The sequence below is a fragment of the Paraburkholderia bengalensis genome (genome assembly GCF_037126505.1).
GTDB lineage: Bacteria > Pseudomonadota > Gammaproteobacteria > Burkholderiales > Burkholderiaceae > Paraburkholderia > Paraburkholderia bengalensis.
Genome location: NZ_JACFYJ010000003.1, coordinates 75,646 through 90,623 on the forward strand (window position 1 = coordinate 75,646; position 14,978 = coordinate 90,623).

The 14,978-nt window shown below is 62.0% G+C and carries 10 protein-coding genes; 6 read left to right on the plus strand and 4 right to left on the minus strand.

The genetic code is table 11. The annotated features are described in order from the left end of the window. Nucleotides 1-3: 3 nt before the first annotated feature. The 6 genes from H3V53_RS03020 to H3V53_RS03045 all read left to right on the plus strand — a co-directional run bounded on the left by H3V53_RS03020 (nt 4) and on the right by H3V53_RS03045 (nt 9,099). Complete coding sequence (locus H3V53_RS03020; RefSeq protein ID WP_336596653.1) at nt 4-963, plus strand: LysR substrate-binding domain-containing protein; 960 nt, start codon at nt 4-6, stop codon at nt 961-963. A gap of 219 nt (nt 964-1,182) precedes the next feature. Next, a complete protein-coding gene (locus H3V53_RS03025; RefSeq protein ID WP_336596654.1) occupies nt 1,183-1,779 on the plus strand; it encodes a (2Fe-2S)-binding protein in 597 nt (198 codons plus the stop codon). Then, nucleotides 1,776-2,786: an FAD binding domain-containing protein gene (locus tag H3V53_RS03030; protein WP_336596655.1), complete on the plus strand. Its 1,011-nt coding sequence runs from the start codon at nt 1,776-1,778 to the stop codon at nt 2,784-2,786. The genes H3V53_RS03025 and H3V53_RS03030 overlap by 4 nt, the downstream gene beginning before the upstream one ends. Beyond that, on the plus strand, nt 2,783-5,017 hold the full coding sequence (locus H3V53_RS03035) for a xanthine dehydrogenase family protein molybdopterin-binding subunit (RefSeq protein WP_336596656.1): 2,235 nt from the start codon (nt 2,783-2,785) through the stop codon (nt 5,015-5,017). Before H3V53_RS03030 ends, H3V53_RS03035 begins: the two co-directional genes overlap by 4 nt. A gap of 545 nt (nt 5,018-5,562) precedes the next feature. Beyond that, the gene (locus H3V53_RS03040; RefSeq protein WP_336596657.1) at nt 5,563-7,146 is read left to right on the plus strand and encodes a methyl-accepting chemotaxis protein; all 1,584 of its coding nucleotides are present in this window, start codon (nt 5,563-5,565) and stop codon (nt 7,144-7,146) included. A 624-nt stretch (nt 7,147-7,770) separates the two neighbouring features. Then, a complete protein-coding gene (locus H3V53_RS03045; protein WP_336596658.1) occupies nt 7,771-9,099 on the plus strand; it encodes a protein kinase in 1,329 nt (442 codons plus the stop codon). 484 nt (nt 9,100-9,583) lie between these two features. Here the strand turns inward: H3V53_RS03045 and H3V53_RS03050 are convergent, their stop codons facing one another. The 4 genes from H3V53_RS03050 to tcuA all read right to left on the minus strand — a co-directional run bounded on the left by H3V53_RS03050 (nt 9,584) and on the right by tcuA (nt 14,895). After that, nucleotides 9,584-10,729: an extracellular catalytic domain type 2 short-chain-length polyhydroxyalkanoate depolymerase gene (locus tag H3V53_RS03050; protein ID WP_336596659.1), complete on the minus strand. Its 1,146-nt coding sequence runs from the start codon at nt 10,727-10,729 to the stop codon at nt 9,584-9,586. A gap of 171 nt (nt 10,730-10,900) precedes the next feature. Further along, nucleotides 10,901-12,217, minus strand: coding sequence for an MFS transporter (gene tcuC, locus H3V53_RS03055; RefSeq protein ID WP_336596765.1), 1,317 nt, complete (start codon nt 12,215-12,217; stop codon nt 10,901-10,903). Nucleotides 12,218-12,284: 67 nt separating this feature from the next. Beyond that, the gene (gene tcuB, locus H3V53_RS03060; RefSeq protein ID WP_336596660.1) at nt 12,285-13,499 is read right to left on the minus strand and encodes a tricarballylate utilization 4Fe-4S protein TcuB; all 1,215 of its coding nucleotides are present in this window, start codon (nt 13,497-13,499) and stop codon (nt 12,285-12,287) included. After that, complete coding sequence (tcuA, locus tag H3V53_RS03065; protein WP_336596661.1) at nt 13,486-14,895, minus strand: FAD-dependent tricarballylate dehydrogenase TcuA; 1,410 nt, start codon at nt 14,893-14,895, stop codon at nt 13,486-13,488. Before tcuA ends, tcuB begins: the two co-directional genes overlap by 14 nt. Between the last annotated feature and the right edge of the window lie 83 nt (nt 14,896-14,978).

Consider the following 14,978-nt stretch of genomic DNA (forward strand, 5'->3'; position numbering starts at 1 on the left):
CCGATGAACCTGAAACATGTCGAGGCATTTCGGGCCGTGATGGTGGCCGGGTCGATGACGGCGGCGGCCAAAGCGCTTTTCACGTCGCAACCGAACGTGAGCCGTCTGATCTCGCAGCTCGAGCGCGAGACCGGCTTGCTGCTGTTCCAGCGAAGCGGCGTGCGGCTGATTCCGACCAGCGAGGGCACGGCGTTTTTCCGCGAAGTGGAGCGCGCGTATGTCGGCTTGCAGGGGCTCACGAATGCCGCTGCGCAAATCCGCAATCTGGGCAGCGGACGTCTGCGCATCGCGGCGATGCCTTCAGCGGGTCTCACACTCGTGCCGCATGCGATCAAGCGTTTTCAGGCGCTGCATCCCGATGTGACCGTGTCGTTGCATGTCAACACGTCGGGCACGGTGAATCACTGGACGGCGTCGCAGTTCTGCGATCTGGGTGTGGCGGTGTACATCAGCGAGGCATCGAATTGCGATGTCGAAATGCTGTCGAAGGTCGCCGCCGTGTGCGTGATGCCCGCAGCGCACCGGCTTGCTTCGAAGGATGTCATCAAGCCTGCCGATCTCGAAGGCGAGTCGTTTATCTCTCTGTGTCACGGCGACGGCACGCGCGCGCAGATGGACGAGGTGTTTCTGCGTGCAGGCGTCGAACGCAAGCTGGCAATCGAGGCGCAATACACGGCGATCTGCTGCGAGCTGGTGCGCTGCGGCATGGGCGTGACGCTCGCGCATCCAGGCGTGGCACTGGACTTCGCCGGGCCGGACATCGCGATCCGGCCGTTCTCGCCGGCGGTGATGTTTCCGATGTATCTGCTGTTCCCGCCGCACCGCCCGCGCGAGCGGCTGGCGTCCGCATTCATCGAAGTGCTGCGCGAGGAGCACGACGAGCTGATGGAGAAGATGGCGCGGATCGTGCCGGATCCAGCCCTGAAGAAGCCCCGCAAGCGAAGCGCGAAACGCGCTCTCTGATGGGCGACGGCGTCCCGGCTCCTGCGGTGCTGCCTTCGAATGTCGGGCTTGCACGGGCGGGCTTGTAGCGCGGTCTGCCATGCCTCCCGCTCGCCTGATCGTTCGCGCCGGGTCGCCGCGCAAGGCCCATGCGGCACGCGAAATGGTCCCCTATGTCGGTGGCCGCGCGTCACGGGGCATGGCGGATGCTCAGCACAGAGTTTCCACCAGGAGGCGACCATGACGAGTACCGACGCCCCGGCTGCGCTCGACGTAGCTGCTCGTGAAGGGCAACGCATCGCGATCACGCTCGACATCAATGGCGAGATTCGTCAACTCGACATCGAACCATGGACGACGCTGCTCGACCTGCTGCGCGAATGTTGTCGACTGACGGGAACCAAGAAGGGTTGCGATCACGGTCAATGCGGCGCGTGTACCGCGCTCGTCGATGGACAACGTATCAACACGTGCCTCGCGCTTGCCGTTTCGTACGATCGCTCGAAGATTACAACGATCGAGGGGCTGGCGGGCGATGAAACATTGCATCCGCTGCAGCAGGCATTCATCGATCGCGATGCGTTTCAATGCGGCTACTGCACCCCCGGACAGATCTGCTCGGCGGTCGGCATGCTGGAGGAAGGGCATGTGCACTGCGCCGACGACATTCGCGAACAGATGAGCGGAAATCTGTGTCGCTGCGGTGCTTACGTGAACATCGTACAGGCGGTGCTCGACGTCGCGGACCTGGACAGGCAACCGGGCCACGACAGTGCGATCGGCCGCCCGTATAACGACGCAGTGTCGAACGCAGGCGGCAAAGGAGGTGGGCGATGAACCGCTTCTCATACGACAGGGCAGCCGACGTCGCGCAGGCCGTGGCCGCACACCGCTCGACGGGCACGGCTTTTCTTGCCGGCGGCACCAATCTGGTCGATCTCGTCAAGGAGGGCGTCGCGCGCCCCGAGAAGATTATCGATATCCGCCGCCTGCCGCTGCGGGATATCCAGGAGACAGCGGAGGGCGGGCTGAAAATCGGGGCCCTCGCCACCAACTCAGCCGTTGCCTATCATCCCGAGATCATGCGTCGCTATCCGCTCGTGGCCGAATCGATACTGTCGGGAGCGTCGCCGCAAATCAGGAATGTCGCGACGATCGGCGGCAATCTGCTGCAACGCACGCGTTGCGTTTATTTCTATGACACAGGCACCCCGTGCAACAAGCGCGAGCCCGGCACGGGCTGCCCGGCAATAGCGGGCGTGAACCGTATGCATGCGATCTTCGGCGCAAGCGAACAGTGCATTGCCGTGCACCCGTCGGATCTGTGCGTCGCGCTGGCCGCTCTCGATGCAGTGGTGCACGTGAGCGGACCGCAGGGCGAACGTGCATTGCCCTTCGCGCAGTTTCACCGCTTGCCTGATGACACGCCGCATATCGACACCAATCTGGGTGACCATGAACTGATCACGTCGGTTGAACTGCCGAATGAAGGCTTTGCGTCACATCACGCTTATCTGAAGGTGCGCGATCGGGCATCGTATGCGTTTGCGCTCGTCGCGGTGGCCGTAGGCCTCGCGCTCGAGGGCAATGTCGTGCGCGAAGTGCGGTGTGCGCTGGGCGGCGTAGCGCACAAGCCATGGCGAGATCGGGACGCTGAGGACATGCTGCGCGGCAAGCCGCTCACACCGCAATCGGTGCGCGATTTCGCAAACGAAGTCGTGCGCGACGCGCACGGATATCGCCATAACGCGTTCAAAATCGAACTGACGACTCGCGCCATCATGCGCGCGTTCCAACAAGCGAGCCAGCGCGACCTTGGCGCGCAGAGCGAGGTTCAGCCATGAACGGTCACAGTGAAATCAGGCGTATGACAAGCGGCACGTCCGTCAATCGCGTGGACGGGAAGCTCAAGGTCACGGGAGCCGCGCGTTATGCGGCGGATTTCCACGCAGATGGCCTCGTATACGGTTTTGTCGTGTCAAGCCGGATTGCCAGCGGGCGCGTCCTGGCGATCGATGCGTCGGCGGCCCTTGAACTGGCGGGCGTGCTGCTCGTGCTCACACATAAGAACCGGCCGCAGCTACCCGTCTTTGACGGTGCATGGAAAGACCGGGTCGCGCCAGGCGGCATGCCGTTCGTGCCGCTGTGGGACGATCGCGTGTGGTATAGCGGGCAGCCCGTCGCGCTCGTTGTCGCGGAAAGCCTTGAGCTTGCGCGCCATGCCGCATCGCTCGTCCAGGTCGACTATGAGCGCTCGCCGCATCGCACGGACCTGAATGAAGCGCTCGCGGACGCTTATCCACCCTCACAGGAGAAAGGCGGCTTCGATCCACCGCCGGCACCGCGTGGCGATGCGCATGCGGCTCTCGACAAGGCACCCGTGAAAGTCGACCACTTCTACTCGACGCCCGCCGAATACCACAATCCGATGGAAATGCACGGATGCACGGTGGTGCCCGACGCACGCGGCAAGCTGACCGTCTATGAAAAAACTCAAGGTGTGGCGAACACCAGGCAGTACCTGATCAATGCATTCGGACTTGCGCACGAAGATGTCGACGTGATATCGCATTTTGTCGGCGGTGCGTTCGGCTCCGGCCTGCGACCACAATATCATTTGCCGCTCGCCGTGATGGCCGCGCGCGATCTGAAGCGACCTGTGCGGGTTGTTCTGACACGTCAGCAAATGTTCACCTTCTCGCATCGTCCCATGAGCGTGCAACGTGTCGCGCTCGGCGCGGACCACGACGGGAAGCTACGGGCCGTCATCCATGAGGCCGTATCGGAGACATCGCGGTACGAAGACTATTGCGACGTCGTCGTGAACTGGGCGGGACAGCTCTATGCATGTGACAACGTCCGCCTGGGCTATATGGTCAGCAAACTCGACTTGCCAACCCCGTCGGATATGCGTGCACCCGGCGCAGCACAAGGACTGTTTCCTCTCGAAGTAGCGATGGATGAACTCGCAGAGGCGCTCAATGTCGATCCCCTGCAACTGCGGCTCGTCAACTATGCGCAGCGCGACGGCAACAAGAACCTTCCGTTTTCCAGCAAGGCATTGCGGGAGTGCTATGAGCAGGGCGCAGCGCGCTTCGGATGGCAAAGCCGGCCGCTCGCGCCACGCTCGCTTCGCAAGGGGCACGAACTCATTGGCTGGGGCATGGCAACGGGTGTCTGGGACGCGATGCAGAATGAAGCCTCGGCGCGTGCCGAATTGTCGGCCGATGGACGGGTTGTTGTGTCGAGCGCTACCGCCGATATCGGTACAGGTACTTACACAGTCATGACGCAACTCGCAGCCGACGCGCTCGGACTGCCCCTGGAACAAGTCGAGTTCCGGCTCGGCGATACACGGCTTCCACGGGCGCCCGTTGAAGGCGGTTCGTGGACCGTGTCGTCGGTCGGCAGCGCCGTCCATGCGGCATGCACGCGGTTGAAGGCAAAGCTCGCGGTCCTCGCCCGTCAGCACGACGCTGCATTCGCGGAGCAGTCTGGTGAGGACGTGCGGATCGAAGGAACCGATGTTCGATTCGACGTGGTACCGCAGCGTCTGCCTCTGGCGGATCTTTTCACGCGTGCGGGTATCGACACGCTCGACGCCCAGGTCACCGTCACGCCGCATGACAAACAGGAGGCTTATTCGATGGGCACGCACTCGGCCGTATTTGCGGAGGTGCGCGTCGATGAGGCGCTCGGCACGATCCGGGTGACGCGCATCGTGAGCGCGGTGGCTGCCGGACGTATCGTCAATCCCAAGACGGCGGGCAACCAGATCGCAGGTGGCGCGGTATGGGGCATCAGCATGGCCCTGCACGAGTACGGCCAGTTCGATCATGAACTTGGGCGGCCGATGAACCACAACCTGGCCGACTATCATGTTCCCGTCAATGCCGACATTCGCGACATCGAGGTGATCTTCGTGAACGAGCACGACGATATCGTCAATCCACTGGGGGTGAAGGGTGTCGGCGAAATTGGCGTCGTGGGCGTAGCCGCCGCCGTCGCAAATGCCATCTGGCATGCAACTGGCAAGCGCGTTCGGGAACTACCCATTACGCTCGATAAACTCTGACCCGCGACGCCATGCGTTCTGCGTTTGCGCCTGTTCGAGCGTTTGGGCGTTGCGCCGCGAAGCGCAGACGATGACTGACGCAGGGAAAGCGTGAAGCGACAATGCACGCGGCGCCGTTCGTCACTATTCTCCGGCGCTGAGCTGGCCGCAGTAATCCAGACATCGTGAATCCGGCTGCCAGGCGTTGCGGCGCGCATTGCGCCGCACTGCAGCCCTGTCGTGACTGGCGCAAAGCCCCGCTGGTCTTTCGATCTTCGCGCAAAGTTCTGACCGCCGCGCTTGCCGCCGTCAGCGTCCGGAAATGCAGGTGCATGCTGCGCCGAAGAACGACATACTCGTATGCGAGCGTTTCCGCGTATCCGACCAAGCGCGATTGCCCGGCGGGTGATGAGCATGTTCTGGCGACGGCCGGAAAAACAGGCGCATGTGCCATCGTGTTCGGCGATGGTGGGTTAATCGATGGTTAGTGTACAAAGCCGTCCGGCTTTCTTGGCATACCGTCCGCCTCTCTCCGTGCGCGAACATGCCAGTGCGGTGCATCACCGTTGCATGGTCGCGCCATCCCTCGTCCTCGGGTCCAAGCGTTCGTGATTGCAAGTTTTTCGATCAAAACTCGCATAGCCATTGCGATGGCTGTGCTGTCTTTTCGTCTTCTGGTTGTCGGCGTGCTTGGTCTCGTCGGCATGACGTCGAGCAACGAAGTCGGGCGTGTCAGCTATGGCGAGCGCTTGCCCGGCGCCATCGCGATCGGCGACACGATGACGTATGTGTTGCGGCAACGCGTGACGCTGGATCGCGCGATGCTGCTCGAGGATGAACAGAAGGTGAGAAGTCTGCTGGACCTGGCTGGCCCGATGAAGACGCATGCACATGATTCGTGGGGACGCTACGCGTCATTGCCGAAATCATCAGAAGAGAGTCAGCTTGCTGAAGCGGTCGGGTCGAAGATGACAGCTGTGGAAGATATCTACGATAAGCTCACGGCGGCTATCGCAGCCAGGGATAAGCAACAAACCATCGACGTATCGGACGCGGGCTTTCGCATGTTCGTGGAGTTCCAGAAGAGTTGCGATCAACTCAACGACCACCGCACGCAATCGACGTCGAACGAATATCGGCATTCGGAGCGCGTATTTTCGACGTTCCGGGTCGTGACCGTTCTGGCATTGGTTGCCGGACTTGGCCCGGCGTTGCTGGCATACCTCAACATCAGGCGCGCAATCGGTGCGCCGTTGAAGACGGCACTCGAGCAAATCGGTAAAGTCGCGCGCGGCGATCTGTCGCAACGGATTGAAATGAAATCGCGCGACGAGATGGGGCTCCTGCTGCAAAGTCTGGAAGACATGCGTCAGGGTCTGGTTGAGACCGTCAAGGCGGTACGAAGCGGTAGCGAGTCGATCGGGCTGGCAGCACGGGAGATCTCGGCCGGAAACGTCAATCTCTCCGCGCGCACGGAAGAGCAGGCCGCCTCCCTGCAGGAGACGGCCGCGGGCATGGGCGAGATATCGGGTGGCGTGAAGCTCAATGCCGACAGCGCACACGAGGCAAGCCAGGTGGCGAATATCGCCATGATGTCCGCTGACAATGGCCAGCAGACGATGCGCGGCGTAACGACCATCATGGCGGATATACGCGTGCGCTCCGAGAACATGGCAGACATCATCGCCATGATAGAAGGCATCGCGTTCCAGACGAACATTCTCGTCCTCAACGCGGCGGTTGAAGCTGCGCGGGCAGGCGAGCAGGGCAAGGGGTTCGCCGTGGTGGCGGGAGAAGTGCGCACCCTGGCGCAACGTTCGTCGAGCGCGGCCAAAGAAATCAGGGACTTGATCGAATCTTCGGGCCAACTGGTTCGCCAGGGTTCCGAGCTGGTGTCGAAGGCGGGCGGCAGCATGTCGAATATATTTTCCGATGTGCGCCGCGTGACGGAGTTCGTCGGAGAGATCGCGAACGCATCGCGGGAGCAATCTTCGAACATTGGCGAGATTACACAGGCCGTCTCGCAGATCGACGAGGTTACCCAGCAAAACGCGGCGCTCGTCGAGCAGGTTGCGGCAGCCGCGCAAGCCCTTGAAGATCAGACACGGCAGTTGCAGTACTCCGTTTCGGCATTCTGTCTGCCGGTGTAACGGGACTTGAGCGGCGGACAAATCGTGGGCTTCGACCCGTTGTCTTACGCGCTACTACCGTGCGCATGTTCGAGCAGAAAATCTCGCAATAGCTTCGCACTCGCGCGACAGCACAGCGATCGACGGGCATCGCAACTCGCCTCACGATCAGCAACTGGTTGTCGAGCGCGTCATTCCGATGCTCTCGGCGAGGCAGGTCGAATTGCTGCGCGCGTGACCTTCGAGTGTAGCGGGATGATTCCGGCACGAAAATGCCGGTGCGACGGATGTAAAGTGCGCGCTCGACCTCGCGCTCGATCGGTACCGCGATGAGGCGGCTGGCGGTCTGGCAGTCGTTACCACGCGGGTCGATCGCATCCGTCGATCTCTTGTACGGATGCCAGAATCACGTTAGGTGCGTCAACGTCTGATCGTTCGAATGAAAGTGTGGAAGGACCCCGCTGGCGAGTTCTTGCAGCGTTTCCGTAATGGGTCGATGATTGCGTCTGGAATGCAGGGAGAGGTGTTGCACGCTGGCGGCGCGCATCGCCATCAACTCTGCGAGCAGCGCTTCGTGTCCCGCGTGGATCGAGCGATGCTGCACTGACCGTTTGCGACCTCTTGCCATTTTCTGACTATCGACACGTGAACACTGCTACTCTCGAAGAACTGCGTGACGGGCAACTCGCCGGTGCGCGACAGATCAAGCTCGCTTGCGGGCTGACCGAAATGCCACGCGAGATCTTCGATCTTGCCGATACCCTGGAAGTACTCGACCTGTCAGGCAATGCGCTCACATCGCTGCCTGATGACTTACCGAGGCTGCGTCGCCTGCGCATCCTGTTCGCCTCGAATAACCAGTTCACCGAGTTGCCGGCCGTGCTCGGCGATTGCGTGTCGCTGAGCATGGTCGGTTTCAAGGCGAATCGAATCCGGGACGTCTCGGGGCGAGCGCTGCCGGCTCTATTGCGCTGGCTGATCCTGACCGATAACGACATTGAAGCGTTGCCCGCGGAGATCGGCGAGCGTCCGAATTTGCAGAAGCTGATGCTTGCCGGCAACCGGCTGCGTTCGCTGCCCGAGACAATGGCCGCTTGCAGCCGCCTCGAACTGCTGCGTATTTCGGCGAACCGGCTCGACGCCTTGCCCGACTGGCTGTTGCACCTGCCGCGCCTTGCGTGGCTCGCCTACGCGGGCAATCCACTGAACGCCGCGCGCGAGCAGGCGCTGGCCGGTGCGCCGGCGTCTGAAATCGACTGGCATACGCTTGCGCTTGGACAAACGCTCGGGGAGGGCGCATCCGGCGTGACGCATCGCGCGACGCGTCTTCTGAGAGACGGGCATCCGCTCGAGGCGGTGGCCGTCAAGCTCTTCAAGGGCGCGGTGACGAGCGACGGTTTGCCGGAGCTGGAAATGGCGGCGTGCCTGCACGCTGGCCAGCACCCGAATCTCATTCCGGTGCTCGGCAAGATCACCCGTCATCCGCTCGACGAGCATGGCCTCGTGATGAATCTGATCCATCCGTCGTTCGGCAATCTCGCCGGGCCTCCTGACTTCGACTCGTGTACACGGGACGTCTATGCGGCCGATGTACTGTTCGACCGGCCGGTTGCGTTGCAGATCGCGCGCGGGATTGCATCGGCGGCGCAGCATCTGCATCGGCGCGGGATCATGCATGGCGACCTCTACGCGCACAACATCCTGCATGACGGCGCGGGGCATGTTTTGCTCGGCGACTTCGGTGCGGCGTCCCTTCACGATATCGGCAATCGCGCAATGGCGTCGGCACTCGAGAGGATCGAGGTGCGAGCGTTCGGCTGCCTGCTCGAAGAACTCGCGCAACGCTCGGCCCCCGAGGCCGATGATCTCGCCGCTGGATTCCATGCGCTGATCGAAGAATGTTTCGACGAGCGCGTCGAGATGCGGCCGTCGTTCGATGAAATCGTCGAGCGGCTGTCTGCGTTGAGCGTTTGAACGGAGCGGCCGCACCGCAATCGAAGCGGGCTCCATCAACGAGCCCGCGTGCTTCATGAGAGGCATGCATGAAATGCCATGAGTTGCGCGCCCGTCGATGACGCAGCGAACGCGCGCGGGTGGCGCGACATCCGCCGGGTCCGCTGTATGGCTTATCGCCATGATGTCTCGTGAGTGCGGTGCGCCCCATGCTCTCGAGGTCGCCCACGTCATCCTTGAAGCCGATCGGGTTCGGGCACTTGCCCGCGCGTCATTCCAGCGTATTGGCGTTCAGCCTCGAGTGAGCGCGGTTGTATATGACCAAACCCATGCAAAGCGCTAACCGACGCGAGCGAAGCACAGTTGCACGGTAACGAGTGCGCGCGATTTCACGGGTGCAACGCCGCGAGTGAGACAAGCGTCTGAACGCGCCGGTTAGATGGCAAGGCTTCCTCAAGCATCGCGCAAGGAGGGGCGCGCACGTTACTCTCATCCAGGCACGATCCTACGGTCGGCCAGTCACGCGCCGCACCATCGCGTAGAGCACCGACATCTGCAGGCCGCTCTTGAGGGCGTAGTTCGGATCGTATTGATTGGAGTAACCCCACCAGTCGAAGCATGCATTCGGATTCGTCGGCCCTGGCGCAGACGACGCAATCGTGTCGGGATACACGACCACCAGTTCATTTGTATCGGCCCATTCATTGATGCCGGCCTCGGTGACCCAGCGGTTTCCGATGAGTGACGCCTCCTGCAGACAGCCATGAAGGGCGAGCACGAATCCGCACGTTTTCCCTTGCGCGCACGCTTTGGGAACGAAAACGCTCCCCGTCGAACCCATGGAAAGGTTGGAAGACGCCCCAAACTCCGTTTGATCGAATGAAGACAGCGTACCCGACAGCTTCCCGTTGTTGCGCGGTTTTAATGGGCCGATGAACATCGTCAGCCACGTTTGGACTGAGTCGTAGACTGCGCCATTTGCCGAGCAGCGCACCATGTAGGGACTTCCGAGGGTGCCGCAATCAAGTTCGCCATCGGGCGATTCCCAGCCGTGCTCGGCGGGGTATGTATTGTCGAAATGAACATGGGCCCCATAGCGCTGGTATTCCGAATTGAGGTCAGCCATCTCACGCGGATTGACGACCTCGTCTTGCGTGCCGGACCACAGGTAGACAGGTTGCCCACTCAGGTTCGTTGCCGGGTCGATTGTGCCAAGGAACGATTGCGCATCCAGATACGCCTCGGATGCGGCAAGCGTGCTGTTGTACGACGCCTGATTCGTCGGAAGCGTCAAGCCGCCGCAGTTTGCCAAAGCGCTCGCGGCTCCTCCGGCGCCAGCACACCAGTACACTCCGCCAGCGTACACAGCGGCGCCTTTGAAGGTGGAAGAGTGAGCAACGTGCATCTGCACGGCCGCGAAACCGCCTGACGAAATACCCGCGACAAAGACCTTCGCCGGATCGATCTGAAAGCGCTGAAGTTTAATGATCCTGGACGCGTCGGCATTGGGGATACTGGCGACTGATGCCTTCGCAGAGGCTCCCAACGTGCCGGCGTCCGTACTGGCCAGATCGCCACCACCGCACCCGACGAGACTGATCGCTAATAAAACTGCCGACGCTAATCGTACGCCTGATGTCATCGTCATCATTGTCGCCTCCGCTCAGAGTGCTCATTGAACTACGGGCCACTCAGACGCGGACGCAGCAAAAATCGCTCCTGCAACGGTTGCGGTCGCAGGCTTGCTGGTACGGAAGAAGCGCCGCAACGCGTGAACGCATGGAAGCGGCGGGCGCGCGTGCGGCGGCTGACGCAGCAAGGTTCAGGCAAGCGATGCTGGCCTCGCGGCCGCGCCCTTCCGGCGATACAGCGCCAAGGTCGCGACGAGCCCACATACGGCAGCCATACTCAGCCAGTAGCCGGGCGCGGCCCTGTCACCCGTGAGTTGGATAAGATACGTCGATACGGCGGGCGTGAAGCCGCCAAAAACGGCGGTTGCGAGACTGAACGCGAGCGAGAATCCAGCCACGCGGACTTGGGCGGGCATGACTTCAGTGAGCGCTGCGACCATTGCGCCGTTGTACATGCCGAAGAAAAACGAGAGCCACAGCAGCACGATGAGCATGCGGCCGAAACTCGGCGCAGATGACAGCCAGGCGAGCGCCGGATACGAGGTGCAGATGGCGAGCACGGTGATGGCAATGAGAATCGGCTTGCGCCCGATGCGGTCCGAAAGCGCGCCACCGATCGGCAACCAGACGAAGTTCGAGAGGCCCACGCAGAGCGTAACGATCAGGCTATCGGCAGTGGTGAGCTTTAGCACAGCTTTGCCGAAGGTCGGCGTATAGACCGTGATGAGGTAGAACGTGGTGGTGGTCATGGCAACGAGGAGCATGCCCGCGAGCACCGTTCGCCAATTTTGCAGCATTGTGGCGAATACTTCGCGTGCACGCGGATGGTGGGTGCGCGCCTTGAATTCATCGGTTTCCTGCAGCGTGCGTCGCAGCAGAAAAATAACCGGCACGATCGCACAACCGACGAAGAATGGAATCCGCCATCCCCATGCGCCGATTTCGCTGGCCGTCAACAGGTCATTGAGCAGATAGCCGAGGGCGGCTGCGACCACGATTGCGACCTGCTGGCTCGCGGACTGCCAGCTCGTATAGAAGCCCTTGTGTCCCGGCGTCGCCATTTCCGCCAGATAGACAGAGACGCCGCCAAGCTCGGCGCCTGCGGAAAACCCTTGCAGCAAGCGCCCGAGCAGCACAAGGGCGGGGCCTAAAAGTCCGATTGTCGCGTATCCGGGTACGCACGCAATCAGGATCGTGCCGCTCGCCATGATCGAAAGTGTGACAATCAACCCTTTGCGGCGGCCCACTTCATCGATGTATGCGCCGAGCACGATGGCCCCCAGCGGACGCATCAGGAAACCCGCGCCGAACACCGCGAAGGTGAGCATCAGCGAGGCGAACTCGCTCGTCGCCGGAAAGAAGATGCGCGAGATGTACGTCGCATAGAAGCCGAAAAGGAAGAAGTCGAACTGCTCCAGGAAGTTGCCACTGGTTACGCGCAGGACCACGCCAACCTTCGAGGTACGACGGTGCGCGCTATTCTCGGCGTTGAGCGATGAGGGATGCATGAGTTGTCTCCATGGGTGTGTTATCTGAGTGCCCCGCCGATCGGAGGTATGGTCGTTACGACCGACCTCAATCCGAGCCGAGTTGCAGGCGGCTGGCCTGCCGCTTTTCGATCGATGACTTGAGGAGCGCCGCACATCGATAGATCCCATGGGCGAACTTGCCGTAGGGCAGCGTGGCGAAGAGCGCCATGACCACACCGAGGTGGAAAGCGAGGAGCCAGGCCATCGCAGCGGTGTCGCGCCATGCGAGGAGCGCGAGGCCCGAAGCGCTAGTCAACAGCAGCAGCGCGATGAATCCGCGGTCCATCGGGCGCTGCTTCGGATCGCCCCGGCCCGGATCGCGACGCAGGTTGAGCCAGAGCAGACCGGCCGGCCCAACGAGTAACCCGGCTCCACCGATGGTGCCGAGCAGCACGGGCAGGCTCAGAAGCGGGTAAGGCGCGTGCAGCTTGAGCGCATAGTGATAGAACGTGGCCACCACGGTTGCCGCAAAGCACAGCATGAAGCCGTAGAAAGTCAAATGATGGAAACGCCGCCGAGCGAGCGTGAAGGCATCGTTCGACTCGTTGCAGCCGTCGCCATGGCCCCCGTCGAGATACGTCAGGGTGAGCGCGTGCTTCGCGGCCTCGGCGATGGCCGGCGCGCTAGCTGTTCCCGCCGACACGTCACGCCAGAATCGCGACACGCCCACGCCGAGCGCGAGCATCGCGAAGCCGAAGACCGCGCCGAACATCGCCGCGAGCAGGTTATGCGGGAAAATCGCGTAGAAGTTGCCGGCCAATGCGCCCACGGATAGCGATCCCTTCAAGCCGATACCAAGCAGCAGGAAGAGGGCAAGTCCGATCGCGAGCGCAAGCGCGACGGTTAGTCCATTGCGCTTATAGAGCGCGCCCATCGGTGCAGGCCACGCATACTCCGCATAGGTTTCGACGCGGACTTTGGCCATCGCCTTCGGCACGTTCACGGCGAACTCATGTGGCGGCGCATACTGGCAGGCGTGATAGCACGCGCCGCAGTTGTGGCATAGGTTGGCGAGGTAGTTGACGTCCGCCTTGGCGAATTCGAGGCGCCGTGTCATCGCGGGAAAGACCGCGCAGAATCCTTCGCAGTAACGGCACGCGTTGCAGATTTGCATCTGTCGCGAGACTTCCGCTTCGTTATGCGTGAGAGGAAGTACTCGGATTATCGACGTCGTGGGCTCGCTGGTGGCGGCGTGGCGGCCCGTGACGGACGGCGGGGCGAGTTCCCGCGCTTCGCGGGCAAGTGCTTCAAGCTTCTGCACGTTGAACTCCGGTTTGATGAGCGGCCGCCATGGCGGCTTGGGCGCCGGCAATGCGTCCGAACGCGGTGCCAATCGACATGCCGACGCCCGCCGTATAACCTTGGCCGAGCACGTTGCCGGCCATCATTTCCCCCGCTACGAAAAGGTTTTCACTTGGGCGTCCGCCGAAGTGAACCTGGGCGCGGTGATTTACCTTCAGTCCCAGGTATGTGAACGTGATGCCGGGCCGCAATGCATAACCAGAGAACGGTGGGGTATCGATGGGCCGCGCCCAGTGGGTTTTCGCTGGCGTGAGGCCTTCAGTGCGGCAGTCGTCGAGTGCGGTATGGTCGAAGGTTCCCGCGCGGCAGGCAGCGTTGTAGGCCCGGATCGTCTCAACGAACGTCGCTTCCGGCAGTTCCAGTTGACGCGCCAGTTCGGGTATCGAATCGGCTTTCATGCCCGGGAAAACGGGTGGCATGAAACGCCCGATCGCCTTCGCGTCGATAATCGAGTAGCCGATCTGGTCGGGTTGCTGCGCGACCAGCCGCCCCCATATCGCATAGCGTTTCGGCCAAAAGTCTTCGCCTTCGTCATAAAAGCGGCGCGCGTCGCGATTGACCACGACTCCGAGCGACACGCAGTCGATACGCGTGCAGATGCCGCCGTCATAGAGGGGCGCGCGGGCGTCGATGGCAACGCAATGCGACTGCGACGGATCGCCGATAGCATCGGCGCCCGAGTCGATCATGTGCTTGAGCAGCACGCCCTGATTGAAGCGCGTACCGCGAATGAGGAAATTGTCGGCGGGCCATTCGCCGCGCTCGTTTTGTCCCCACGCTTCCCGCAGCCATTCCCGATTCGATTCAAATCCGCCAGCCGCGAGCACACAGGCGCGGGCTTCGAAGCGTTGTTCGCCGCTGTGCGCCGCGACGAAACGGTCTGCATCGAGTTCGATTGCGTCGACAGGCGTGTCGTAGCGGATTTGCACTCCGAGCGTCTCGGCGCTTCGGTAGTAGGCGTTCACGAGCGCCTTGCCCCCACCCATGAAGAACGCATTGGTTCGCGCGACATGCAGCGCACCGGAAAGCGGCGGCTGAAAGCGCACGCCGTGCTTGCGCATCCACGGACGGCATGTCGACGATGCCCGGATCACGAGTCGCGCCAGCGCCTCATTCGTGATGCCGCCGGTTACCTTGCGCAAGTCTTGCCAATATTCCTCTTCCGGATAAGCGTCGACCAGCACGTCTTGCGGCGCGTCGTGCATGCAGCGCAAATTACGCGTGTGCTGGGAATTTCCGCCGCGCCATTCGCGCGGCGCCGATTCGAGAAGCAGGACCGAGGCGCCGGATTCGCGCGCCATCAAAGCGGCGCACAGCGCGGCGTTGCCTCCGCCGATTACAAGAACGTCGACCATCTGAGTTGTCTCCTTTGAGGCAACTATAAGAAGCAGCGGTCGGCGCCGCTATCAGGGAGGCGGCAAGAGGTCTTCAGGTTTCG